Origin of the sequence: Frondihabitans sp. PhB161 (assembly GCF_003814635.1) — a bacterium.
In the GTDB taxonomy this organism is placed as follows: Bacteria; Actinomycetota; Actinomycetes; order Actinomycetales; family Microbacteriaceae; genus Frondihabitans.
In genome coordinates this window covers 226531-248775 of record NZ_RKQW01000001.1, presented here as the reverse complement: position 1 = coordinate 248775, position 22245 = coordinate 226531, and the positions used below count along the sequence as shown (strand labels likewise).

The following is a 22245-nucleotide window of genomic DNA, read 5'->3' as shown; positions in this document are numbered from 1 at the left end:
GCATAGGACGGATCGGCTTGAATCCGGGGCTGCTCAGGTGGTATCGGACGAATGTCTACGTGCCGTGCTCGTGTCGTGGAACCTTTCTGGGGTGATCGGACAATACGGGTATGGATCAAGTCACTGGGGACCGGGCGGATTGGCTTCTAGCCGTAGCGGGTGATGGTCGCGCGTTTGGTCGTGTCTTCGACCGTCACGCGCCACGTCTGGTGCGCCACGTCGCAGGTCTTGTCCCGGCGTCCGCCGATGCGGACGATGCTGTCGCCATCATTTTTATGGAGGCGTGGCGGCACCGCGATCGCGTCCGGTTCATCGACGACTCGTTGTTGCCGTGGTTATTGGTCACGGCCACGAACACCGCCCACAACCTCACTCGGTCAGCGCGGCGACACCGGCAATTCCTTTCCCGGTTCCCGGTCGATGACCCCGCACCCGACCTGGCTGACCGGTTCACCGAGGGAGCCGCCTCTGCGGCTCTCCGGTCCCTTTCGCGAACCGATCAACAGGTCCTGACGTTGTGCGTCTTGGAAGGCCTCAGTGAGCGAGAAGCCGCGGCGGCCCTCGGAGTCCCACCGGGCACCGTCAAATCACGACTTCACCGCGCTAAAGCGCGACTACATCAGCACTACACAACCGCGGAAACCCTCGGAGGCACACTATGAACGACAACCCCATCTCCCCCCGCCTGGCCTCGATGCGAGATGCCCTCATGGGAGAAGTTGATTCTGTCGAGGCGGCGGAAACACCCCGGCGACGTCTCCGGAAACCATCCCGAAGTACCGCGGCTGCAGTCGCCGGGGCTTTCCTTCTCGGGTCAGCGCTGACCGGTGGGTTGACAGCGGCAGCGTTCGCCGGCCCCGACACGAATGCTCTCCTCGAGACCTCGTTGGCGACCTCGACCCGGTACCAGGTGGAAGTCAGCAATCACGGCGCTCTTCTTGGCACACCGGCCTTCGAAGTGACTCAGGGGCAATCGACGCTTTCGCTCGGAACCCGACCTAAGGGCGCTGACCGGGTGGCCTACATCTGGCAGTGCCTCGATTCCGGCACCATCACCGTGACCGTGAACGGAACAACCGACAGCGACCCCGTCCCCTGCACACCGTCGTCTGATGAGCAGACCGATTCGACGGGTTCGCAGTGGAACATGCGACCGGTGAGCTCAGGGACCGCGTCCATCAAGGTCTCCGCCGAGGGCTCGGCACGGTATGCGGTGTGGGCGTCGTGGGCGAAAGCTGCCAGCATCGCCACCCCGTCCGCGCAGCAACAGGACGAAACCGCGGACGGGGTCGTCACCCTCACGGAATACACCGCCGCGTTCAACCGGCTCGAGGCGTGTTCAGCGCAAGCCGGGCACCCCATGTCGAACGTCCCGCTCTCCTGGTTCTCGGGCGGTGTGTGGACGGGGAAGCCCAGCGGAACTGGGCCGTGGTACCTGTACTCGACACCGTCCGACGGCCTCGAGACATTCGACACCCAGTGCTACCCACGCGAGTTCCGGGACGTCGACAACCTGTGGCAAACGGAGCACCCGATGCCCGCAGACCCGCCGGCGCAGCCGACACGCAAGTAACCCAGCCACATCAGCCGGGGATGCGCGGTCCTCACCCAGGCATCCCCGGCCCTGCTGAAGCCCGGCTCCCGACCACAGCCCCTCGAGCGCTTCCGTGCTGGTACGAAAACCTCCCGGCGACTCGTCCCATTGCCCATCGGCTACCGGCCCCGTGGAACGTCGTTGCCGCCCGTTTGTTCTCTGGCCCGCCAGTGAGTGCCCCATTCGGCTACCGTAGCTTTGTACGTGCCGATCGGCTGTCGATGCTCGACGGCTCTCTTTTCGCTGTCCCAAGCGACAATCCCGGCGGCGTGAAGATGCCGCCACATGTCGATAACTGAGTCAAGGCCTATGGGCGTGGGTGGAGGCGCTGGGTCTGTCCGGAGGTACTCGGCCGCTGAGTAGATAGTGAATTCATCGCCACCATAGAAGATGACCGGAAATCGAACGGCTACGAGATCTTCAATCGCCACGTCGGGGTGTTGCTCTGCGTGGCTCGCGTACTCCCAGATGGGAACGTTTGGACGGTTCGGCGTTGCAGGCCCGGCGAGCGGACCGCCCGCGAGCGTCGAAGAACCAGGGCGTTGGGCCTCAAGCGAATCAAGGATTGCGAGACGCTCGTCCTCGGGCATGCCTTCAATATTCATCTCACGATCCTCCACCCGAAGTCGTCTGAGGAGCAGGGTTTTTTCCTCGGGCTACGGCGTCCGTTAGCCGATCCCTTGCTGGACAAGCGCGGCCCCGCGGTCCTCAGGCCAATTCGGTAACAAAGCCAATTTCGTTTCCGTCCGGGTCTCGGAGTTCGAAGACCTCGACAACTCCCTCAAAACGCTGCAGCTCGCTCACGTCATAACCGAGGTTGGCGAGGCGCTGATGCTCCGCACCGGCATCAGGAACGCTGATATTGACCGTGATGCCACGGTGGCCAGCATCAGCGGGCCTGTGTGCGAGTTGGAGCCAGAAGGGCCCCACATCGAACTCCACCAGGCCCTCCACTGGCTCGAGATCGGGGTCGCCCAGGTTGAAGACCGATTGATACCACCTGATCGCGCTCTCGAGATCGCGAACAGGAAGACCGACCGTGACACCCGTGGCTCTCATGGCCCCACGTTAGTAACAGTCACCCTCCCGAGAAAGGGTCAAAGGTTGCGACCGTCACTGCCGTCTTGATAGCCGATCGTTCACCGAGATCAGTTCCGGACTGACCTATCGATACAGCCGGTGCCCCGTAGCTGCGGGGGAGTGGCTAGCGTCCGCCGGTGGTCGGTGACCGATCGGCTATCGGACGGCAGTCACGCGGGGATGCGGGCAGATTCTGCGTCGAGACGGTCGAGATCATCGGCCGAGAGCTCGAGCCTCATCGCGGCCAACAGTGCCTCAAGCTGCTTGGTCACCCGGCCGCTGGCGATTGGGGCAACCACGGTCGGCTTGGTCAAGAGCCACGCGATGGCCACGGTCGGCATGGTCACGTCGTGTGCTTCGGCAATTTCGTCTGCCACTTTGAGAAGCTGCACGCTCTCGTCATTGAGGTAGGCGGAGGCGAAGCCGCTTCGGGCGGAGTCGTCGAAATCATTCTTGCTGCGGTACTTGCCGGAGAGGAAGCCGCTGGCGAGGGCGAAGTACGGCATGACTCCGAGGTCGAACTCGGTCGCGACGGGTGCGAGCTCGGTCTCGAATTCGTGGCGCTTGACGAGGTTGTAGTGCGGCTGGAGAGCGACGGGGCGAGCGAAGCCGTTCTTGTTCGCGATGGCCATCCACTCGCGGATGCGCTCGGCCGAGTAGTTGGACAGCCCGACGTGGCGTACCTTGCCGGCCTGCACGAGGGCGTCGAACGCAGCAGCGGTCTCTTCCAGGGCGGTGTCCGGGTCGTCGCGGTGGGCGTAATAGAGGTCGATGCGGTCCGTCTGCAGACGCTCGAGAGAGGCATCTGCCGCGCGGGTGATGTTGTCAGCGCCGAGACCGCGGAACTCCGGGTGCTGGCCGACCTTCGTCGCCAGGACCACGTCCTCACGCCGGCCAGTCGTCGTGAACCACTCGCCGAGGACCGTCTCGGACTCGCCGCCGACGTTCCCCGGCGCGAACGCGGAGTAGACGTCAGCTGTGTCGATGAAGTTGCCGCCCGCAGCGGTGTAGGCGTCGAGGACTGCGAACGACGTGTCGCGATCTGACGTCCAACCGAAGGTGTTGCCGCCCAGGCAGAGGGAGGAGACGTCGAGGTCAGAAGTGCCGATGCGGGTCATGGGTGTCCGTTCTTGGTGCTGGTCGTCGGTATGGAGTGCTGCCCGATGTCGGGCTCAGAAGCCGCCGGCGTCGCGCACCGTGTAGTGCTCCTCGAGAGCGGTGATCTCTTCGGAGGTGAGGTCGATGTCGACGGCGGCGGCCGCGTCGTCGAGGTGGTGCGGCTTGGTGGCACCAATGAGCGGTGCGGTGACGACGGGGTTGTTGAGCGCCCACGCCATCGCGATCTGCGCCATCGGCACGCCACGTCCCTCAGCGACCCGCTGCACGGCGTCGATGACGGGGCGGTCGCGCTCGGTGTCGGCAAAGAAGCTGTTGCCGACGGGGTCGTCGGAGGAGCGCTTGGTCTGCTCGCCGGCGGGACGGGCGACGCGGCCCTTGGCCAGGGGGCTGTAGGGGATGCTGCCGACGCCCTGGTCAGCGAGCAGGCCGAACATCTCGCGCTCTTCCTCGCGGTAGAGCAGCGAGTACTGGTCCTGCATCGACACGAACCGGGTCCACCCGTGCAGGTCCGCCGCGTGCTGCATCTTCGCGAACTGCCAGGCCCACATCGCCGAGGCACCGATGTAGCGCGCCTTGCCGGCCTTGACGACGTCGTGGAGGGCTTCCATCGTTTCCTCGACCGGGGTCTCGGGGTCGAAGCGGTGGATCTGGTAGAGGTCGACGTAGTCGGTGCCGAGGCGGGTGAGGGACGCGTCGATCTGCTGCATGATCGCCTTGCGCGACAGGCCGGCAACGGTCAGGCCGGGGCCGTCGCCGGGGGTGTCGGAGAAGAAGGCTTTGGTGGCCAGGACGATCTCGTCGCGGTTGGTGAACTGGCGGAGGGCCTCGCCGACGATGCGCTCGGAGTCGCCGTAGGAGTAGACGTTGGCGGTGTCCCAGAAGGTGATGCCGTGGTCGAGGGCCTGCCGGAAGTAGGGCAGGGCGTCGTCCTGGGGGAGGGACCAGGGCAGGTGGCCGCTGGCGGGGTCGCCGAAGCTCATGCAGCCGAGCGCGATGCTGCTGACCTTGAGGCCTGAGTTGCCGAGTCGGGTGTACTTCATGGTGTTCCTCTCGATGGTGCGGCGCTGCGCTGGTGGTTCTGGACGTGAAGGATCAGCGGGCGCCCGATCCTCCGGGTTCTGGTGCTCTAGGCCTGGGTGGCGGGGCGGAGCAGGATCTCGTTGATGGCGAGGTGCCGCGGCCGGGACAGGGTGAAAGCGATCACTTCGGCGACGTCGTCGGCGGTGACCGTGGCTTCGGCATACATCTCGTTGACGCTGCTGTTCGTCTGCTCGTGCGTGATGTGGGTCGGCAGCTCCGTGGCCACGACACCCGGCTCGATCAGTGCGACGCGGACGGCGGGCTGCAGCTCCTGGCGGAGTGACTCCGACCAGCCGTTGATGCCCCACTTGGTGGCGGCGTAGACACCGTTGCCGGCGCGGGCCGTGCGGCCGGCGACGGAGGAGATGTTGATGATGTCGCCCTCGCCGGAGGTGAGCTGCTCGAGGAACACCTCGGTGGTGGTGATGGCTCCGAGGAGGTTGATCTCGATCATCTGGCGGTAGTCGTCGCGCTGGTCGGTGCTGAACGGGCCGAGCAGCATGACGCCGGCGTTGTTGACCAGGACCGTGGCGCTGCCGAGCTCGTCGCGGACGCGGTCGGCGGCGGCGACGAGAGAGTCGCGGTCGGTGACGTCGGCCTGGACGGCGAGGGCACCGTCGCCGAGCTCCGCGGCGAGGGCGTCGATCCGGTCGACGCGGCGGGCGAGGAGGGCGACTGCGTAGCCGGCGCCGTGCAGTGCGCGGGCGGTGGCTTCGCCGATGCCGGAGGAGGCGCCGGTGATGACCGCGACCCGGTCGCGTGGAGTGCTGGTGGTGGTGTTGCTCATGGGTGGTGCCTTTCGGGGTGGGTCACTCGGCGAAGACGGTCTTGGCGACCTGGATCGCGGACATGGCCTTGGGCCAGCCGGCGTAGAAGGCGAGCTGGATGATCGCCTCCTTGATCTCGGTCTCCGTGAGGCCGTTATGACGTGCGAGGCGGAGGTGGCTGGGGAGCTGCTCGAACGCACCGGACGTGATGAGGCTCGTCACGGTGATGAGGCTGCGGTCACGCTTGGGCAGTTCCTGGCGCTCCCAGACGTCGCCGAAGAGGACGTCGTCGGTGAGGTCGACGAGCTTCGGGGCGAAGTCGCCGATGGCGCGCTGGGCGGGTGTCTGGTCGGGCATGCGGGTGCTCTCGTTCAGTGGTCGAGGTCGGCGTCGTTGCCGACCGTGGTCGTGGCAGGGGTGGCGGTGAGGCTCCCGAGGAGGGCGAGGCGTTCCTCGGTGGGAGACCCTGCCGCGGCGGTGCAGGCGTACATGGACCAGCCCGGGCTGTCGGGGAGGTCGAACGCCTCGTAGGTGAACTCGAGGTCACCGACGTCGGGGTGGTGGATCTGCTTGGCGCCGGTGCGGTGGTACCGGACGTCGTGGGACGCCCACCGGACGCGGAATTCGTCTGAGCGGGTGACGAGTTCGCCGATGAGGCCGGTGAGGGCCTTGTCGTGCGGGTCACGGCCGGCCTCGGTACGGAGGGTGGCGACGATGCTGCTGGCGCCCTGCTCCCATCCGGGGTAGTAGATCCGTGCGGCGGGGTTGAGGAACGTGAACAGGGCGTTGTTGCCGCGGCTCGCGGGGTCGTCGAGGACGGGGGCGAGGAGGGCACGGCCGAGGGGGTTGGTGGCGACGATGTCCATCTGCTTGTTCCGCACCCACGTCGGGGTGCCGGTGATGGTGTCGAGGAACCGCTGCAGGCTCGGCCTGACGGCGGACTGAGGCGCCTTGGGGCGCCGCCGGACCGGGGACGGGTTCGAGGCGCGGGCCAGGTTGTGGAGATGCTCCGTCTCGGCCTCGTCGAGCTGCAGAGCCCGAGCGACGGCCTCGAGGACCTCGAGGGAAACGCCGGCGAGGTGCCCCCGCTCCATGCGGGTGTAGTAATCGCTACTCGTCCCGGCGAGCATCGCGACCTCCTCCCGGCGGAGCCCTGCGACCCGACGGCGGCCACCGCTGATGAGCCCGGCCTGTTCCGGGGTGATCCGCGCGCGACGAGTGCGGAGGAAGTCGCTGGCCTCTGCTTGGTTGTCCATGCCGCCACCGTACGACCGGTTCGACACCTGTGGGAGTGTCTGCCAGACAGGGTATAAACCCTCACTCCCACGCCCGTGAAGGCGGGAGTGTGATGGTCACATGCAGACAGTCACCCTCAACAACGGCATCGAAATGCCCATCCTCGGCTTCGGCGTCTTCCAGGTCGGCGCCGACGAGACCCAGAAGGCCGTCGAGAGCGCCCTCTCCGCCGGCTACCGCCTCCTCGACACCGCCGCCGCGTACGGCAACGAGGACGCCGTCGGCGCCGCGATCAAGGCGTCCGGCATCGCCCGCGACGAGCTCTTCATCACCACCAAGCTCTGGATCCAGGACGCCCCCGCGGAGGAGAACACCACCCGTGCGTTCGACGATTCCCTGCAGAAGCTCGGCCTCGACTACGTCGACCTGTACCTCATCCACCAGCCCTTCGGCGATGTCTACGGCCAGTGGCGCGCCATGGAAAAGGCCAACAAGGAAGGCCGCGCCCGCGCCATCGGCGTCTCCAACTTCGCCGCCGACCGCCTCATCGACCTCATCGTCAACAACGAGATCGTCCCGGCCGTCAACCAGATCGAGACCCACCCCTTCAAGCAGAACAACGACTACCACGAGCTCCTCACCAAGGAAGGCGTGCAGATCGAGTCATGGGGCCCCTTCGCCGAGGGCAAGAACGGCCTCTTCACCAACGACGTCCTCACAAAGATCGGAGACGCCCACGGCAAGTCCGTCGCCCAGGTCGTCCTCCGCTACCTCACCCAGCGTCAGATCGTCGTGATCCCGAAGTCGGTGAACCCGGACCGCATGGCGCAGAACCTCGACGTCTTCGACTTCGAGCTCACCGCCGACGAGCTCGAGAGCATCAAGGCCCTCGACACCGGTGCGTCGCAGTTCTTCGACCACGCCGACCCCGAGACCGTCCGGCACCTCGCCGCCCGCCGCCTCAGCTAGCCACCCCTCGGCTAGCCAACGCAGAGGGCGGGTGCGACGCAGTTGCCTGCGGCGCACCCGCCCTTTGTCGCACCCCGCCCCGCACCACGAACGACACCTCCCTCGACCACGGAAGCGACGCTCATGCCCCACGACCACGGTCACCCCCTCAGCCGCCGCACCGTCCTCCGCGGAGCCGGCCTCGCCGCCGCCGGCCTCGCCGCAGCGGCCCTCGCGGCTTGCACGACGTCACCACCGGCGCCGGCAGGGCCGGCTGCCACCTCGACCTCGACAGGAACCCCCGTGAACCCGTCCTCCCGTAGCCGCATCCTTCTGGCCTACTTCTCACGGCCCGGCGAGAACTACTGGTACGGCGACCGCCGCACCCTTGAGACCGGCAACACCGAAGTCCTCGCGGGCATGATCAGCGACCGCATCGACTGCGACGTCTACCGGATCGAGGCCGCCGACCCTTATTCGGACGCCTATGACCCCACGGTCGCCCGCAATTCCGAGGAACAAGACGCCGACGCACGCCCCGCGATCGCAGGCGCCCTCCCGGACCTCACGCAGTACGACACGGTGCTCCTGGGCAGCCCGATCTGGAACGTGCAGCCCCCGATGATCATGGCCACCTTCGTCGAGGCCATCGACCTGGCCAGCAAGGACGTCCACCCATTCGTCACCTACGCCGTCAGCGGCCTCGGCTCCACGGCACGCTTCTACCGCGACCTCGACACCGGCGCCCGCCTCGGCGACGGGCTCGCCGTCCAGGGCGAAGAAGTCGACGGGGCCGCAACCGACCTCGACCAGTGGCCCTCCGCCGCTGGCCTCGCATGAAAGGCCCCACCATGACCGACCAGCACCTCACCGTCCTTGTCGTCGGCGCCACCGGCAGCATCGGCCGCCACGTCGTCGTCGCTTCCGTCGTCGCCGGGCACACCACCCGCGCCCTCGCACGCAGCGCCTCCAGCGCACGTGGCCTCGACCCGGCCGCAGAAGTCGTCGTCGGTGACCTCACCGACGCCTCCACCCTCACCGCTGCTGTCGACGGCATCGACGCCGTCGTCTTCACCCACGGCGACAACAGCAACGGCGAAGCCGTCAACTACGGCGCCGTCCGCAACGTCCTGCTGGTCCTCGACGGGCGCCCGGTCCGGATCTCGCTGATGACCACGGTCGGGGCGACCGTCCGGCACCCCAGCTCCGAGTGGAAACGCCGAGGCGAACGCCTCGTCAGGGCCAGCGGCAACCAGTACACGATCGTCCGGCCCGGCTGGTTCGACTACAACGACGCCGACCAACTGCAGATCACCATGCGCCAGGGCGACACCCACCAGGCAGGCAACCCGGCCGACGGCGTCATCGCCCGGCACCAGATCGCCCGCGTTCTCGTCGACAGCCTCACCGACGACGGTGCCGACCACCGCACCCTCGAGCTCGTCGCCGAGCGCGGCCCCGAGCAGGACGACCTCGCCCCCGTCTTCGCCGCCCTCGACCCCGATCCCGCAGGAGGACTCGACGGTGTCCACGACGCCGCGAACCTCCCGCTCGAGCAGGAACCGCAGCGCGTGCAGGACGACCTCGACCGGGTCCGCACACACAACTGACGCCCGGCACCCGCCGCACACTCGAAAGAAGATCGACATGGCCACCTGGCTCATCACCGGAGCATCCAGCGGACTCGGCGCAGCCCTCGCCCGTGCAGTCCTCGACCGCGGCGACAACGCCGTCGTCACCGCCCGCAACACCGACCACCTGCAGGACCTCGTCGACGCCCACCCGCGCAACGCCCTTGCCGTCCCGCTCGAGGTCGGCGACCACGACCAGGTCGTCGCCGCCGTCACGGCTGCCACCGACCGCTTCGGCTCCGTCGACGTTCTCGTCAACAACGCCGGCCACGGCTACCGTGCCGCCGTCGAGGAGGCCGCCGTCGAGGAGGTCGACGAGCTGTTCGCCACGAACTTCTTCGGCCCCGTCGACCTCATCAAGCAGGTACTGCCGCAGATGCGCGAGCGGCGTACGGGCACGATCATCAACGTCTCTTCGATCGGGGCACCCCGCTCGAACCCCGCCTCCGGGTACTACACCGCAACCAAGGCCGCCCTCGAGGGCATGTCTGACGCTCTCAACCGAGAGGTCGCCCCCCTCGGTATCCGCGTCGTGGTCCTGGAGCCGGGTGCGTTCCGCACCGACTTCTCCGGGCGCTCCCTCGCCCAGTCCGCGACCGTCATCGACGACTACTCCAACACCGCCGGCAAGCGGCGGAAGGAGAACGACACCAGCCACGGCACACAGCCCGGCGATCCCGACCGCGCCGCCCGAGTCATCATCAACACCGTCCTGGCTGACGATGCCCCGTTCCGGCTCCTGCTCGGATCCGACGCGATCACCATCGTTCGAGACGAACTTCAGGGCCGCATCGACGAGATCGATGCCTGGGCCGATGTCAGCCGCACCACCGACTTCGCGGGCGACGACGCGTGAGCCGTCGACGCGTGACCACCTCCGCCGTCGCGCGCACGGCCTCGTGAGCGTCGTCGATCCCACCGCCCGCCGTCCCGCACGACTGCCTCGCCTCTCCCGCCGCAGAGGCTTCGCGGTGGTCGCGGCGAGCTTCGTCACGGTATTCCTCTCGTCCGGCACGCCCATCCCGCTCTACAACACCTACCGGGCAGAGGACGGCATCACCAGCGCCGGCCTCGCCGTCACGACCGTCATCTACCTCGCCACGACCGCCATCGCCCTGCTCACCACGGGCCGGCTCTCGAACCACCTCGGGCGCAGGCCGGTCGCGATCGCCGCCGTGCTCCTCTCCGCGCTCGGATGCGTCCTGTTCCTGAACGTCCACACCCTCGGCGAACTCGTCGCAGGACGCGTCTTCCAAGGGCTCGCCTGCGGAGTCGCCACGAGCGCGCTGGGATCGTACGTGCTCGACCTCGCACCCGCGCGCCCGGGGTGGCTCGGCGCCGTGATCACCAGCAACGCACCACCGTTCGCAATCCCGGTCGGAGCCCTGCTGTCGGGAACGCTGGTGGAGTTCGAGCCGGCTCCGCGCCTCCTGATCTACTCTTTCGTCGCCGGGGTGCTGGTGGTGCTAGCCGTCGGCTTGCTCCTCAGCCCCGAGTCCGTGCAGCGCAACGAGGGAGCGGTGCGGTCGTTGCGCCCTCGCATCCTCGTGCCTCACGGCGCGGCCGCGTCCTCTTCGCCGTCGGTGCCGGTCTCGTCGCGACCTGGTCGCTCAGCGGTTTCTACCAGGCGTTGTCACCCGTCCTCGCAGCCGACGAGCTCGGCACGGACAGTGCCCTAGTCGTCGCCGTCGTCTTCTCCTCGATCGTCGTCCTCAGCCCCGTGGGCGGGCTGCTGACCGGCCGGTGGCGCTCCGTCGTCGCCGTCCGTGTCGGTCTCGTAGCCTTCGTGGTGGCCACCGCGGGGATACTCACCGCTCTGACCACCGGCCAGATCGGCTGGTTCCTTGCCGCCAGTGCCCTCGCCGGCATCGCCCAGGGCATGGCCAACGCCGGAGGCATGCGCACCGTGCTCGCGCACGCTGCGGCCAGCGACCGGGCCGGCCTCCTGGCGACCATCTACCTGATCTCGTACACGGGCGCCGCCTTGCCCGGCCTCGTCGCCGGTCGGCTCGCGACGTCAGTCACACCGGAGCACATCGCCCTCGGCTACGGGGATCTCGTCCTCGTCGCCTCACTCGTCGCAGTGGTGACTCTTCGTCAGGAGCGAGACGTCACTCGTCACGCTGCATAGCGACGACGGAAATGCACGAGCAACGCAGTCGACGTGTCTCAGTAGACGATCGGCTATCGAGACGGTGACTTGTCGCCCGCGAGGGTGTCGAGCGCTCTGGCCAGGGCGGCCCGGTCGGGTTCATCAAGCGGGGCGAATATGTTGCCGAGCACGTCGGCCGAGATGCGTTGCCCTTCGGCCAGGGCTGCCCGCCCAGCCGTGGTCAGCGTGTGGCCGATTCGGCGCCCGTGACCCGAGTTCCGTTCGATCAGCCCGCGGTCGACCATCCTGTTTGCAAGGGTGCTGAACGCTTGATCGCTTTGAAAAGTTGCGACCGCTAATGCATGACCGGACGCGCCAGGCATTCTGTCGATCGCGCGCAGCGCGTCCCATTGAACGAGCGTCACGCCGGCGTCGCGCAGCGCGGCGTCCATTGCCCGATGGTTGCGGTACTGCGCTCGTTTGATTGCCTGACCGAGCTGTTCCAGATTCGTTGTCACGGTGCTACTGTATCAGCACACGTAGATAAACATATTGAGATAAAGAGGTAGTAATGACCGACAAGACGTCCATGCCCCGCACCGCACTCGTTCTCCATGGGGGTGGCGGACCCCGCACCGTCGCGCCGATTGTCGCGCACCTCGCACCGACTATGCGCGTCCTCGCCCCAACCCACCCGGGCTGGGATGGAATTCCTCGTCCGGACAGCATCTCGTCCGTCGCCGATCTCGCTGCGTCCTACCTCGAACAGCTCCGTGAACAGGGCGAGCATGACGTGGTGCTGGTCGGCTCCTCGATCGGCGGTTGGATCGCTCTTGAAATGGCACTCCAGGCTGTTTCCGACACCCGTTACGCCGACGTCGTGGGTGCCGTTGTCAACATCGACGGTGTTGGGGCCGTCGTGGACGGTGAACCTATCGCGGACTTTTTTGGCCTCGACGCGCGCGGGCTCGCCGAAGCCGCGTGGCACAATCCCGAGCGCGGCTATATCGACCCGGCCACCCTCACCGACGAGCAGCGCGCAATCCAGCAGTCCAACGGGCGGACCATGGCCGCCATCGCCGGTACCAGCATGAGCGACCCGACGCTCCTCGCGCGCCTACCTCAGATCACAGTGCCGACGCTCGTCGTCTTCGGTGCCAGCGACCGGATCGTCACATCGACGTACGGCCGCCGAGTCTCGGCCGCGATCCCCGGGGCGTTCTTCGCCGAGGTCCAAGCCGCGGGACACCTGCCGCATCTCGAAGCCCCCACTGCGACGTGGGCGGTGATCGACCCGTTCGTCGCCATGGCCTGATTCGGGACGCTCTCAACCGAACTGCTGTCGATCCCGGTCGTCGACATCACCGAGGCCGCCGCCCACCTCGCGATGCCGCTCGGACGTCGATACGGAGTCGTCACCACGGTGCGGCGAGCCGTCGGACAGATCGAGGACAGCCTGACCACCGCCGGCCTCATCGACCGGTGCGCCGCGATCGAAGACACCGGCCTCGGCGTGCTCGAGCTCGACGAGGATCCCTTCGCCACGGCTGAAGCGTTCGTGGCGGCCGGACAGCGAGCAATCGCGAAAGGGGCCGAAGTCATCTGCCTCGGCTGCGCGGGCATGGCCGGCCTCGAAGAGCACGTGCGGGACCGCCTGCCCGTGCCGGTCGTCGACGGGGTCGCCGCCGCGTCGGCCCTCGTCGAAACCCTGATCCGCCAGGGGCTCTCCACGAGCAAGATCGACTCGTTCGCGTCTCCTCGGGTGAAGCGCCGCAGCTGGAGCGTTTAGCCGTGCGGGCCGAATCGCAGCGCGAGTCATCAACCGATTCACCTCCGCCGCTCATTCGGCGAACAACCGGCTCAGCGAAATGGACCAGTTGAAAGACCTCCAGTGAAGTAGCTCTCCTGTCGCGGCCTGGCGTTCGTCGATGACGGGCAAGGGCTTGTTGTGGGGGAGGGCGGCAGGTACTGTCGCAGATTCAAGGCTCACCCGAAGAGTCGTAGCTGCGCCCGCGCGGCGCGAACGAAACGGGGAGCAATGACGAAGACAGGCACACGGACAGCGCTCGCAGCACTGCTTGCGACGCTCGCATTGGCGGTTCTGCCCGCCCAGGCGGCCACGGCCGCGTCGACCGTTACCGCACCCACGGGAAGCATCGGCGTCCAGCTCGTCGATGTCGCCGGAAGCCCCCTCGCGCTGGCCGGGGCGACGGCGAGCGTCTACGTTCCCACCCCCGAAGGCGGCGGCTTCCGTAGGGCCACGACCGACTCCGCGGGTCGGGCAGTGATCGCCGACCTGCCGCCCACTCCTTACTACGATCTGACGATCGAACCACCGAGCGCAGGATCCGCCACCTACGCACCGACGCGCATCGACAGCGTGGGGGTCTCGGCCGGTATCAGCACGGCCGTCACGGCGGAGCTTGCGAGGGGTGCCACCGTGACGGGCACCCTCACCGGGCCAAGCGGAGCACCGCTCGTCGGCACCAAGGTCACCGTCGAGGGGATGAGCTACGTGTTCCCCGAGGTCGAGACCACCACCGATGAGGCCGGGCGCTACACCTTCGTCGGACTGGCATCCGACGTCTACAAGCTCTTCACCGGAGACCAGAACTTCCGCACCAGCCTTTCCTGGATGACTCGCGTGTACGCCGAACGGCCGGGCGCCGCCCCGAGTCGCGTCGCTCTCTCGACGCGGCTCATCCATACCGCGTACGACATCGGCGTCGGCGTCAACCCTCCGGCAGACGGAGCTGCGACTGTCGGTGCGACCGTGACCCTTACGAACGTCGCGACCGGAGCGACCTACGCGCAGCGCACCGGAGGAGTGGCCGGCGTCCTGCAGCCGGTGAAGTTCGCCGTGCCGACGGGCAACTACACGGTGAGTGTGCGCACGGTGGCGACCACGTCTACGCCCGGCCGCACCTGGTGGTACACCGGCCAGCTGACCCCGATGACGGCCGAGGCCCGAGCAGCCGTGCCGAAGCACGTCGAGTTCGCCAGCGCGGTCGGCCTCTATGCAAAAGTGCCCTGACCTGAACCGGAGGTCACCATCGGCGCCTCGGGTGCCTCGCCCCCGGCCACGGTGAGGAGTGCACGTTGGCCCCTGCTGAGGCTCGAGACAGTCACGATGGAGCGCCAGTTTGTCCTGCGGGGTGGTGCCCCTGAGGCTCCTACGCGCTAATCTACGTCCGCCCCCGCGCCCCAAAGATCTGGCCCCGAGCCCTACCCTCGGGGCCCTAGGCCCAGAGCCGCCCCAGCGGGCTCGATGCGATGTGGTGCGTCAGGTCGGCAGCATCGTCGTAGACAGCGGCGGCACCTGCCTCGAGCAGTTCGGCTCGTCCCGTCCCGCCCGAGCGAAGGGCTACGGTCGGCACGCCTGCTGCAGTAGCCGACTTGATATCCCAGACAGCGTCTCCGACCATGACCGCTGAGGCCGCATCGACACCGGCACGCTCCAGGGCGATAGCGATGATGTCGGGTTCGGGCTTGGAGGTCTCCACGTCTTCGCCCGAAGTCACCGCGTACAGGAGGTCGTCGATGTTGAGCAGCTCGAGGAGGTGATCGAGTTCCTCCTGCGGAGCCGACGTCGCGAGTACGACGCGAGACCCGCGGTCGGCGACAGCTTTGACCAGGTCTCGAGCGCCCGGAAGCAGTCGGAGACGTGGCGTCAGCTTCTGGAAGTGGGTCGAGTGCAGCTCCGTTGCTCTCGTCTTGACCTCGTCGGATTCATCCCCGATGAGCTGCGAGAGCAGCTCCGAGCCGTCGGCCCCGATAGCGCTCTGGATGCGCCACGACGGCACGCTGAGGCCGAGGTCGACGAAGGCGGTGTTCCACGCGTCGACGTGGAGGAAGTTGGAGTCGACGAGCGTGCCGTCGATGTCGAACAGGACCGCGTGCGCGATGGTGTCACGTGCCTGAGTCATGGGAGCCTCCTGGTGTTCGGTGCGAGGTGAGAACGGGGAAAGCTCGTGCTCACACGAAACAGCACACTCTTCTGGTCGCAGGGGACGCGGTCAACCCCCTCCGGCCGGTTCGTTTGCGCGCGTATTGTCTCGAGAAGAGGTTTGCGGTTTCGGCGACTCGAAACCAAGTTTTTGACAGATTTTTGATCGGGACTTTTGCCGTTTGGCTCACTTTAGGGCTGAAGGCGGTGCGGCTCGTCGGCGAGGGTAGCCAAGTCGGGGATGTGGGCCCAAGGCGATGGGTTCGGTTCCGTCCCCTCCGGTAGCACGCCCCAGGCGCGAAGTCCGTTGACTTGCACGGTGGTCCGGCCGAACAAGTCGGCGTGGTCGCCAGGCCGCTCCCGCGGCGTGGCGCCGAGGAACGCGAAGAACGCCTTTTCCATCGCGGTGGGGCCGAGGCCGGGGTCGGCCTGCGCGGCTGCACACCGGGCGCAGGTAGCCGTAGATCATGTCCGGACGGCGCGTCCCACCGAGCGTTCCAGGATCGGCGCCGCGCAGCGGCCCCCAAGCGCCCGCGCCCGTTCTCCTCGTGGCGAGCGTCGACCCGACGCCGAAGAGCAAGCAGCCGCGCAGGCCAGTCCGGTACTCCGTCCCCTCGGGAGGCTTGATCGGACGACGCCCATCCGTGAGGAGGGCCTGCTCGATCTCGTGCAGATCGACGAGGATGGTGCCCTCGGCGTCGACATAGCCACGAACGTCAAGCCGGCTGATCCAGTTCTTGACGGTCTGCAGGCTGACCTGGAAGTGGCCCCCAGCGGCGAGCAGCGGGACGGGCTGGTACGGAGTGACGTTGGTCACGGTGGTGTCCTTCGTGTGAACGAAGTCCCCGGGTTTTTACCCGTTGCCCTGGACGCTCTAGGCCCTGTCGTATCGGCCCCGACAGGCGAACCACCCCGCCCCACGACAGGAACAGCGATGGCGCTGGACTGCGTGAGAGGACGGGATCCGAGGCTGACTGCGGGAGCCCGCTTCCACTGCCGCGGTCTGTCGGGGTCGTGGGAAGAGCTCGTCCGGTGCCTCTACCGGCGCGGCCCTTTGGGCCTCGCGCTCGATGGTTCCATCTTGGCGGATTTGGCGGCCGAGCCAAACGGAAGTTTCCCGTTTAAAGGCCGCTACGCGGCGTTCTCAGCAGCTTTGAGGCCGCGCGAGCCCGGGAGTTCGAGAATGCTACATTCCGCCCTGCAAACGGCAAATTTCCGGTTTGCTCCCTGAAGTGATGCGACCGAGTCAAACCCCGACGCCGGGTCTTGGAGCAAAACTCGTTTTATGAAACGAATTATGTGTACAAGCCCGGCCCGGTCGTGTACAGTGTAACGAGAAGGAGGTACTCATGATCGAAATGTTCGGATCCGCGCCCTACGCGCCGTCCTCTGCCGTGCTCGAAGTGATCGACGCGAAGAAGCACGGCAGGAAGCTCGACCACCTCGACTCCGAGGCGCTCGAGCGACTTGGCATTCGGGAGAGCCTGGTCCCGCGGACGCTGCAGACGCTTCGACTCCTTGACCTGGTCGATGACGCCGGTTTCACAACGCCGGCGTTCTCGAAGGTTGCCTCGTTCAGCAAGCTCGAGTCGCAGGCGGCACTCCGAGACGTCCTCCGAAGCGCATACGCTCCCGTCTTCGAAGCTCTCGATCCGACAACTGCATCAGTCGGAGCACTTGAGAACGTCTTCTCCTACTTCCAGCCGCCGAGTCAGCGACCGCGCATGGTGACGCTGTTCATCAACCTCATGAAGGCCGCAGGAATGATCCCGGAAGATGCTCCCCAGACGCCGATGGCGGGTCGGTACGTCACGCACGTGAGCTCGTCCGGTGCGAAGAGGACAAAGTCGACTCCCGTGGTGAATGAGTGGCTGGAAGCCCAGCACGACGCGAAGAAGCCGTCTACCACCCAGGATCACAATCTCAAGTTCGACTCTGGTGGTTCCGTCCGCGTATCGCTCGATGTCGATCTATTCACGCTCTCGAAGCAAGACCGTGACTTCGTGATGGATCTCATCGATCGCGTCGCGAGCTACCGCACTGATCGTCCAGGAGGACCTCGAACCAGATAGCTCAACTAAAGACTTCTGGCTCAGCACCGGTGACACGGAACTGAGCCAGGGACCCGGCCTGAGGGGCTCGGTGGTGACTGTCGTGGTCCCTATCAGCTTACAGAAGTTCTACAGATGTGCCACATCTGGCTTCTCCTCGGGCACACACTCCTGAGGAGGAGACACCAATGAGCCGCATCAGCGACTTCTACGGGATCACGGGATCCCTGCCCTTCGTCGACGTTGACATCAACATCGACAACTTGCTGTACGTCGATCCGCACGCGGTTCGGCTGAGCAAGAATCCGCAGCCCTTCGCAATGGACGCCGTCCGCAGCATGGACAGCTTCATCGATCAGGTGACCGGCGACATCCTTTCCAGCTCCGTGGCCGCCAACCGGCACGGTGAGGACCTCCTGCAGCACTTCACTGAGCCGTGGGAGACCCGGCTCGGGATGGCCGCAGAGGGATTCAGTGGTCACGGTGGTGCGGCCGCCGTCGGCACGATGATTGCTGACACCTTCCGCACGGATGCGCGCGCAGTACTCGAGATCGGGGCTCTGAAGCGGCTGGAACGACTACCGCTCTTCGTCGAGGGGGTCGACAAGGACATCACGTCGGACATCACGACGCGCATCATCTTCCACCCGCTCGCGGCCTTCACCGCTCAGATGGTCGCGGACTTCCCGCAGTTCACGGCGGGAGGCCACCGGGTGGAGTCGTTCCGCAGGCAGTTCTGGAACTTGTCGACGCGTGAGTGGGACGAGATCGGGGTCTCGTTGCCGGTCGCCGACGGCAAGCCGTTGCTACTGGTGCCGGTCGGATGGGGTCGGGGCTCGCTGCTGATGTCCGCGAGGCGGTACTACGGCAAGAGCGTCCTCGGTTATGTGCAGGACGAGGAAGCGTACGTCGGCGGTGACGGCAAGCCGATCAAGTCGAACAAGGACGAGCTGCGCGCTCGCCCGTCGCTGAAGCCTCGTGGGCGGAAGACCAACATCGATGTCACTGTGCGGGCCGATGCGAACGGCGAGGACCTTCCCGGCGAGTTCACTACGTACGTCGACGGGAAGTGGACCGACGTCGCGTAGGTCGGAGCGCTGAGGGCGGCTCCGGATTACCCCGCGACTGGTCTGATCCGGAGCCGCTCGGCGTCCCATGCAGAACCGCCCTTCGTAGCCGGCAAGACTTCAATGCGGAGCACGGTCGAGAGCACGGCGCGCTGTACGTCGAGCGGGGCTTCGAGGAACGCCTCGCCAGGGTCCGCAGCGCGGAGTACGGACGACGACGCTGACCGGCTGATGCCGTGCGCGAGCCGGGCGTCCACGTCCGCAAGCTCGCCCTCGAGGCGCTCGGTGAACTTCCGTAGCTGAGCTCCGGTGATGTTCCCGAGCGCGTAGCCCGTCTCGAACGCTTCGAGGCGCGCTGTCAGGGCGACTCGACGCTCACGGTCGGCCGCGAGGTGCGCGTCGCCGGGGCTCATCGCGGCCACGATCCGAGGGTCGCGCACGAGTTCAGCGACCGCATTCCGCACGTGCTCGTCGGTCTGCTTCTGGCCGATCGTCAGGTGCGCCGATGACGAGCAGCGGTACAGATACCGGCGCTCGTACTTGCGGACGGCTGTGACCCCGTGGGGCGTCGCGCGGAGGACACCGCCGCAGGGGTGCTCGGCGCCGTCCTCGCTCGTCACCGGAACGCCGCAACGGTATATGCCCGAGCCGAGCCACTTCTTCTCGTTGCCCTGCTGGTGACGTCGAGAGGGGTCCGTGAGCATGGTGACGAGTGCGCGCCACTCGTCCTCGGGGATGATCACTTCCCAGGAGGCCGGGCCGATCTCCTCGTAGGCGTACGCCTGGCCAGACTTGCCTGGGAGGCCGCGAGCGAGAAGTCCTGCATTCCGGGGCCGGACCAGCATGTCCCGCAGGGCGCCGTACTTCCACTCCGAGGGCGGCCGGTGGTCGGCACACCTCGCTCGTTCAGTTCGCGCGTCAGCGCGGCGAGCTTACACCCGGCGAGCACGGCCTTCGCTGACTTGCGGATGACCTTGGCTTCTGACTCCCGGACCGTCACGCCGTCTTTCTCGAACCCGAATGGCGGATGCCGCCGCGGTACTTGCCGTCCGCCGCGGCCTGCGCCTTGGCTCGCTGGACGCGCTCTCGGCTGTGGTCTACCTCGTGCTGCGCGGCAGCGCCGAGCATGCGGGCGACCATTCGGCCGGCTGGCATTGCGAGGTCGTACGAGCCTGCCTGCGCCCTCTGGATATGGAGGTTGTGCGCCTCTGCCACGGTGATGAACTCCTCGAGTTCCGCCGCCCGGCGATGCAGACGGTCGGATGCTATGCGACGATACCGCGGACCTGCACCGATCGCACCGCTTCGACCATCGCCCAGTACGGCGGGCGCATTTTCCTGCGGTCATAAGCGCTGATGTCGTTGTCCACGAACACCGCCACGACTTCGCAGCCGAGCCGGTGCGCGAGTGCGCGGCAGTCGGCTCCCTGATGGTCGACACCGAGCCCTGCAACGGCCTTGTCGCGGCTGATCGGGGCGTCGTTTGCCGCCGGTAGGCACGCCGCAGGCGGCTTCGAGGTTTCGACTTCGTCCATATGTCTATTTTGGGGTTTCGACGACTCGAAGAGGCGACCGCCCACCGGATCACGCGATCATGAACTCGCCCGGCTCCAGGGCGCGGCCGACGATCCGCACGTCGCCGATCGACCCGACGAACACTTGGTCGAGTACGCCGCCGTAGCGGTACCCGCCGAGCAGCCACGGCTTGCCGATGGTGCTCAGCCCACGGTTGCGCGTCGACGGGTTTCTCACCACCGGGCATCCGTCGACGTACATCACCGTGTGTGACCGGTCGTTGACCACGGCGACGTGCCACCACTTTCCTAGCGGGAGCTCGTGCCCCCAGTTCGTCAGCGAGCCGTCCTGGCTTGCCGGATAGACGCACCACTGCAGCTCGCGGTCGCCCGAGAGGCTCAGCGTCACCGCGGGCTCGTCGGGGTCGCCGCCCGCACCCCGGGCCTTGCCTGCCTGGCCCGCACTCGAGAACTGCGAGAGCAGGGCGCTGAAGCCGTTTGCGCTGGGGTCGAATGTCGTCGGCAGGAAGAAGAACGCCTCGACGGTGTACCCGCCGGTGAAGCGCTGTGTGTTGATCGGTGCGGCGTTCACGGTCTGCAGATGCTGGCCAGCGGGCTTACCGCCCTGCAGCGCGAGGCTTCCCGCACCCGGCTGGTCGGGGTGGTGGTCGTTCGACCAGCGCAGCGCCCCCGCGACGGCGCCGGCCCGCGGGGCCACTTCGAGGTGGTTCCCGTGACCGCTCTGGTCGCGCACTCGCGTCGACGAAGCGAGCGCGGCGCCATCCGAGTGGCCGTCGAAGCGCCAGTACGCGAGGGTTCCCGGCACCAGCATTCGGGCGGCCGGGCGAGAGGGGCGTGGTGCGATCGGCGCGAAGCCGGCGAACCGGGCGTCGAAGTCCACCTCCATGGTGAAGCGGTCGACGTCTCCGCTGAGCGTGAGCTCCTGGGCCGCGAGCTCATTGGAGTCGCCGAGGCCGCCGCCGAGCAAGAAGGGAGACAGGGTCTCGACGTCGATCACGTTCCGTTCGAGATCGACGTGATAGAGCCGGATCATTGCCGCCCCGCCGTAGTAGCGGTTCTGATAGTTGGTCAGGTGCAGGGCGACGTCGTGGCCGGCGGCGTTCTGCTTCGTGGTGCGCCCCGGCCCCCAGTAATGGCCGTTGAAGGTGAGGAACACCTGGTCGTGGTCGGCGATGAAGTCATCCCAGAGCTGCTGCCCGTAGGCGTCGAACGCGGCGCCTCCGTTCGGATCCGAGTCGACGAGCGTGTGCGTGGTGAGGATCACCGGCGAGTGCGGTCGTGCCGCCAAGACCGAGCTGGCCCAGGCGAGGCCGCTCGCGCTCGTCCGCCAGTCGAGGGCGAGGACGATCCATTCGCGACCGGCCGCGGTGAAGCGATGCGCACTGTTGTAGCCGTCGGGGCTCGACCCGATCCAGCCCGGCGCTCGCCGGAATCGCTTCGGGCCGAACACGTCGAGGTAGGGCGTCGGGCCGCGCTGGTCGGTGGTCGAGGAGTCGATGTCGTGGTTGCCGGCGAGCACGCTGTAGGGCGCGTGCGCTCGGTCGAGCACGTCGAAGACCGCCCCGGCCGCCGTCATCTCGGACGCCGCACCGTTCTGGGTCAGGTCGCCGAGGTGCACGAGAAAGACGGTGTTGTGACGGGCCTGCTCGCGAACGACGTACTCGAGCGAGGCGCGCATCGGCGCCTCGTCGACCGCCGCCCCGTCGAACATGTACTGGGTGTCGGGCATCACCGCGACGGTGAAACGCGGGGAGGTGGTGTCCGGCTTCCAGCGCCCCGACTTTCCTGACGCGGCCGTCTGAGTCGAAACCGCTGTGGCGGTCAGCGGCAGGGCCGCGCCGGCGGTCGGGGGGAGTGGTGCGGCGACAGCGGGCGCGCTCTGCAGAGCGTTCGCTCCGGCGAGGCCGGCAGCACCGGCCAGGCCGGAACCGACGAGGAAGCCGCGGCGGGAGAGGGGCGTGTGCTCGGGATCACGGGGCGAGTTCTTCACAGCGCCGGACGATAGCGATCGGCGCGGAACGACACGCGACCACGTGGTGAACACGAGTCGTACCGTTGCAGCCCTGCCCCAGAACTGCGCTGTGACATCGGCCGATTCG

26 protein-coding genes are annotated in these 22245 nt (G+C 67.1%); 13 read left to right on the top strand and 13 right to left on the bottom strand.

The genetic code is table 11. The features are described from left to right. Positions 1-110: 110 nt before the first annotated feature. Entirely contained in the window at positions 111-662 is a 552-nt protein-coding gene (locus EDF39_RS01265) for an RNA polymerase sigma factor (RefSeq protein ID WP_123939821.1), read from the top strand. Continuing rightward, complete coding sequence (locus EDF39_RS01260) at positions 659-1573, top strand: hypothetical protein (RefSeq protein WP_123957792.1); 915 nt, start codon at positions 659-661, stop codon at positions 1571-1573. Before EDF39_RS01265 ends, EDF39_RS01260 begins: the two co-directional genes overlap by 4 nt. Positions 1574-1713: 140 nt before the next feature. Here the strand turns inward: EDF39_RS01260 and EDF39_RS01255 are convergent, their stop codons facing one another. The 7 genes from EDF39_RS01255 to EDF39_RS01225 all read right to left on the bottom strand — a co-directional run bounded on the left by EDF39_RS01255 (position 1714) and on the right by EDF39_RS01225 (position 6896). Next, positions 1714-2199 (bottom strand): hypothetical protein, encoded by a 486-nt coding sequence (locus tag EDF39_RS01255; protein WP_123939817.1) that lies wholly within the window; start codon positions 2197-2199, stop codon positions 1714-1716. 103 nt (positions 2200-2302) lie between these two features. After that, positions 2303-2653, bottom strand: a complete 351-nt coding sequence (locus tag EDF39_RS01250; RefSeq protein WP_123939815.1) for a VOC family protein — start codon at positions 2651-2653, stop codon at positions 2303-2305. 191 nt (positions 2654-2844) lie between these two features. Next, positions 2845-3792 carry an aldo/keto reductase gene (locus EDF39_RS01245; RefSeq protein WP_123939813.1) on the bottom strand — a complete coding sequence of 316 codons (948 nt, stop codon included), beginning with the start codon at positions 3790-3792 and terminating at the stop codon, positions 2845-2847. 54 nt (positions 3793-3846) lie between these two features. Beyond that, entirely contained in the window at positions 3847-4833 is a 987-nt protein-coding gene (locus EDF39_RS01240) for an aldo/keto reductase (protein ID WP_123939811.1), read from the bottom strand. A gap of 86 nt (positions 4834-4919) precedes the next feature. Next, the gene (locus EDF39_RS01235; RefSeq protein ID WP_123939809.1) at positions 4920-5660 is read right to left on the bottom strand and encodes an SDR family oxidoreductase; all 741 of its coding nucleotides are present in this window, start codon (positions 5658-5660) and stop codon (positions 4920-4922) included. A gap of 22 nt (positions 5661-5682) precedes the next feature. After that, entirely contained in the window at positions 5683-5997 is a 315-nt protein-coding gene (locus EDF39_RS01230) for a carboxymuconolactone decarboxylase family protein (protein ID WP_123939807.1), read from the bottom strand. Between the two features lie 14 nt (positions 5998-6011). Further along, a complete protein-coding gene (locus EDF39_RS01225; protein ID WP_123939805.1) occupies positions 6012-6896 on the bottom strand; it encodes a helix-turn-helix transcriptional regulator in 885 nt (294 codons plus the stop codon). 100 nt (positions 6897-6996) lie between these two features. On the opposite strand from EDF39_RS01225, the gene EDF39_RS01220 reads away from it, so the two are divergent. The 6 genes from EDF39_RS01220 to EDF39_RS01195 all read left to right on the top strand — a co-directional run bounded on the left by EDF39_RS01220 (position 6997) and on the right by EDF39_RS01195 (position 11586). Continuing rightward, the gene (locus EDF39_RS01220; protein WP_123939803.1) at positions 6997-7845 is read left to right on the top strand and encodes an aldo/keto reductase; all 849 of its coding nucleotides are present in this window, start codon (positions 6997-6999) and stop codon (positions 7843-7845) included. A 123-nt stretch (positions 7846-7968) separates the two neighbouring features. Beyond that, entirely contained in the window at positions 7969-8664 is a 696-nt protein-coding gene (locus EDF39_RS01215) for a flavodoxin (RefSeq protein WP_123939801.1), read from the top strand. 11 nt (positions 8665-8675) lie between these two features. Continuing rightward, positions 8676-9434, top strand: a complete 759-nt coding sequence (locus EDF39_RS01210) for an SDR family oxidoreductase (protein ID WP_123939799.1) — start codon at positions 8676-8678, stop codon at positions 9432-9434. 37 nt (positions 9435-9471) lie between these two features. Next, entirely contained in the window at positions 9472-10311 is an 840-nt protein-coding gene (locus EDF39_RS01205; protein WP_123939797.1) for an oxidoreductase, read from the top strand. After that, a complete protein-coding gene (locus EDF39_RS01200; RefSeq protein ID WP_158613112.1) occupies positions 10271-11134 on the top strand; it encodes an MFS transporter in 864 nt (287 codons plus the stop codon). The genes EDF39_RS01205 and EDF39_RS01200 overlap by 41 nt, the downstream gene beginning before the upstream one ends. After that, on the top strand, positions 11086-11586 hold the full coding sequence (locus EDF39_RS01195; protein WP_123939793.1) for an MFS transporter: 501 nt from the start codon (positions 11086-11088) through the stop codon (positions 11584-11586). Before EDF39_RS01200 ends, EDF39_RS01195 begins: the two co-directional genes overlap by 49 nt. Before the next feature lie 53 nt (positions 11587-11639). On the opposite strand, the gene EDF39_RS01190 is transcribed toward EDF39_RS01195, so the two are convergent. Then, entirely contained in the window at positions 11640-12065 is a 426-nt protein-coding gene (locus tag EDF39_RS01190) for a MarR family winged helix-turn-helix transcriptional regulator (RefSeq protein WP_123939791.1), read from the bottom strand. Positions 12066-12118: 53 nt separating this feature from the next. Here EDF39_RS01190 and EDF39_RS01185 point away from each other — a divergent pair, with 53 nt between their 5' ends. The 3 genes from EDF39_RS01185 to EDF39_RS01175 all read left to right on the top strand — a co-directional run bounded on the left by EDF39_RS01185 (position 12119) and on the right by EDF39_RS01175 (position 14581). Continuing rightward, positions 12119-12862, top strand: coding sequence for an alpha/beta fold hydrolase (locus tag EDF39_RS01185; protein ID WP_123939789.1), 744 nt, complete (start codon positions 12119-12121; stop codon positions 12860-12862). Between the two features lie 21 nt (positions 12863-12883). Further along, entirely contained in the window at positions 12884-13336 is a 453-nt protein-coding gene (locus tag EDF39_RS01180; RefSeq protein ID WP_370275167.1) for an aspartate/glutamate racemase family protein, read from the top strand. A gap of 249 nt (positions 13337-13585) precedes the next feature. Beyond that, a complete protein-coding gene (locus tag EDF39_RS01175) occupies positions 13586-14581 on the top strand; it encodes a carboxypeptidase-like regulatory domain-containing protein (RefSeq protein ID WP_123939785.1) in 996 nt (331 codons plus the stop codon). A 205-nt stretch (positions 14582-14786) separates the two neighbouring features. On the opposite strand, the gene EDF39_RS01170 is transcribed toward EDF39_RS01175, so the two are convergent. Next, positions 14787-15473, bottom strand: coding sequence for an HAD family hydrolase (locus EDF39_RS01170; protein WP_123939783.1), 687 nt, complete (start codon positions 15471-15473; stop codon positions 14787-14789). Between the two features lie 1369 nt (positions 15474-16842). On the opposite strand from EDF39_RS01170, the gene EDF39_RS01165 reads away from it, so the two are divergent. Further along, positions 16843-17565 (top strand): DUF5343 domain-containing protein, encoded by a 723-nt coding sequence (locus EDF39_RS01165; protein ID WP_123939781.1) that lies wholly within the window; start codon positions 16843-16845, stop codon positions 17563-17565. Positions 17566-17732: 167 nt separating this feature from the next. Beyond that, entirely contained in the window at positions 17733-18632 is a 900-nt protein-coding gene (locus EDF39_RS01160) for a hypothetical protein (protein WP_123939779.1), read from the top strand. A gap of 26 nt (positions 18633-18658) precedes the next feature. Here the strand turns inward: EDF39_RS01160 and EDF39_RS01155 are convergent, their stop codons facing one another. The 4 genes from EDF39_RS01155 to EDF39_RS01140 form a co-directional block, all read right to left on the bottom strand. After that, positions 18659-19456 carry a hypothetical protein gene (locus tag EDF39_RS01155; protein WP_123939777.1) on the bottom strand — a complete coding sequence of 266 codons (798 nt, stop codon included), beginning with the start codon at positions 19454-19456 and terminating at the stop codon, positions 18659-18661. A 151-nt stretch (positions 19457-19607) separates the two neighbouring features. Beyond that, the gene (locus tag EDF39_RS01150; RefSeq protein WP_255410114.1) at positions 19608-19865 is read right to left on the bottom strand and encodes a recombinase family protein; all 258 of its coding nucleotides are present in this window, start codon (positions 19863-19865) and stop codon (positions 19608-19610) included. Between the two features lie 11 nt (positions 19866-19876). After that, positions 19877-20146: a hypothetical protein gene (locus tag EDF39_RS01145; protein WP_123939773.1), complete on the bottom strand. Its 270-nt coding sequence runs from the start codon at positions 20144-20146 to the stop codon at positions 19877-19879. A 49-nt stretch (positions 20147-20195) separates the two neighbouring features. After that, the gene (locus EDF39_RS01140; protein ID WP_123939771.1) at positions 20196-22136 is read right to left on the bottom strand and encodes a LamG-like jellyroll fold domain-containing protein; all 1941 of its coding nucleotides are present in this window, start codon (positions 22134-22136) and stop codon (positions 20196-20198) included. Positions 22137-22245 lie beyond the last annotated feature (109 nt).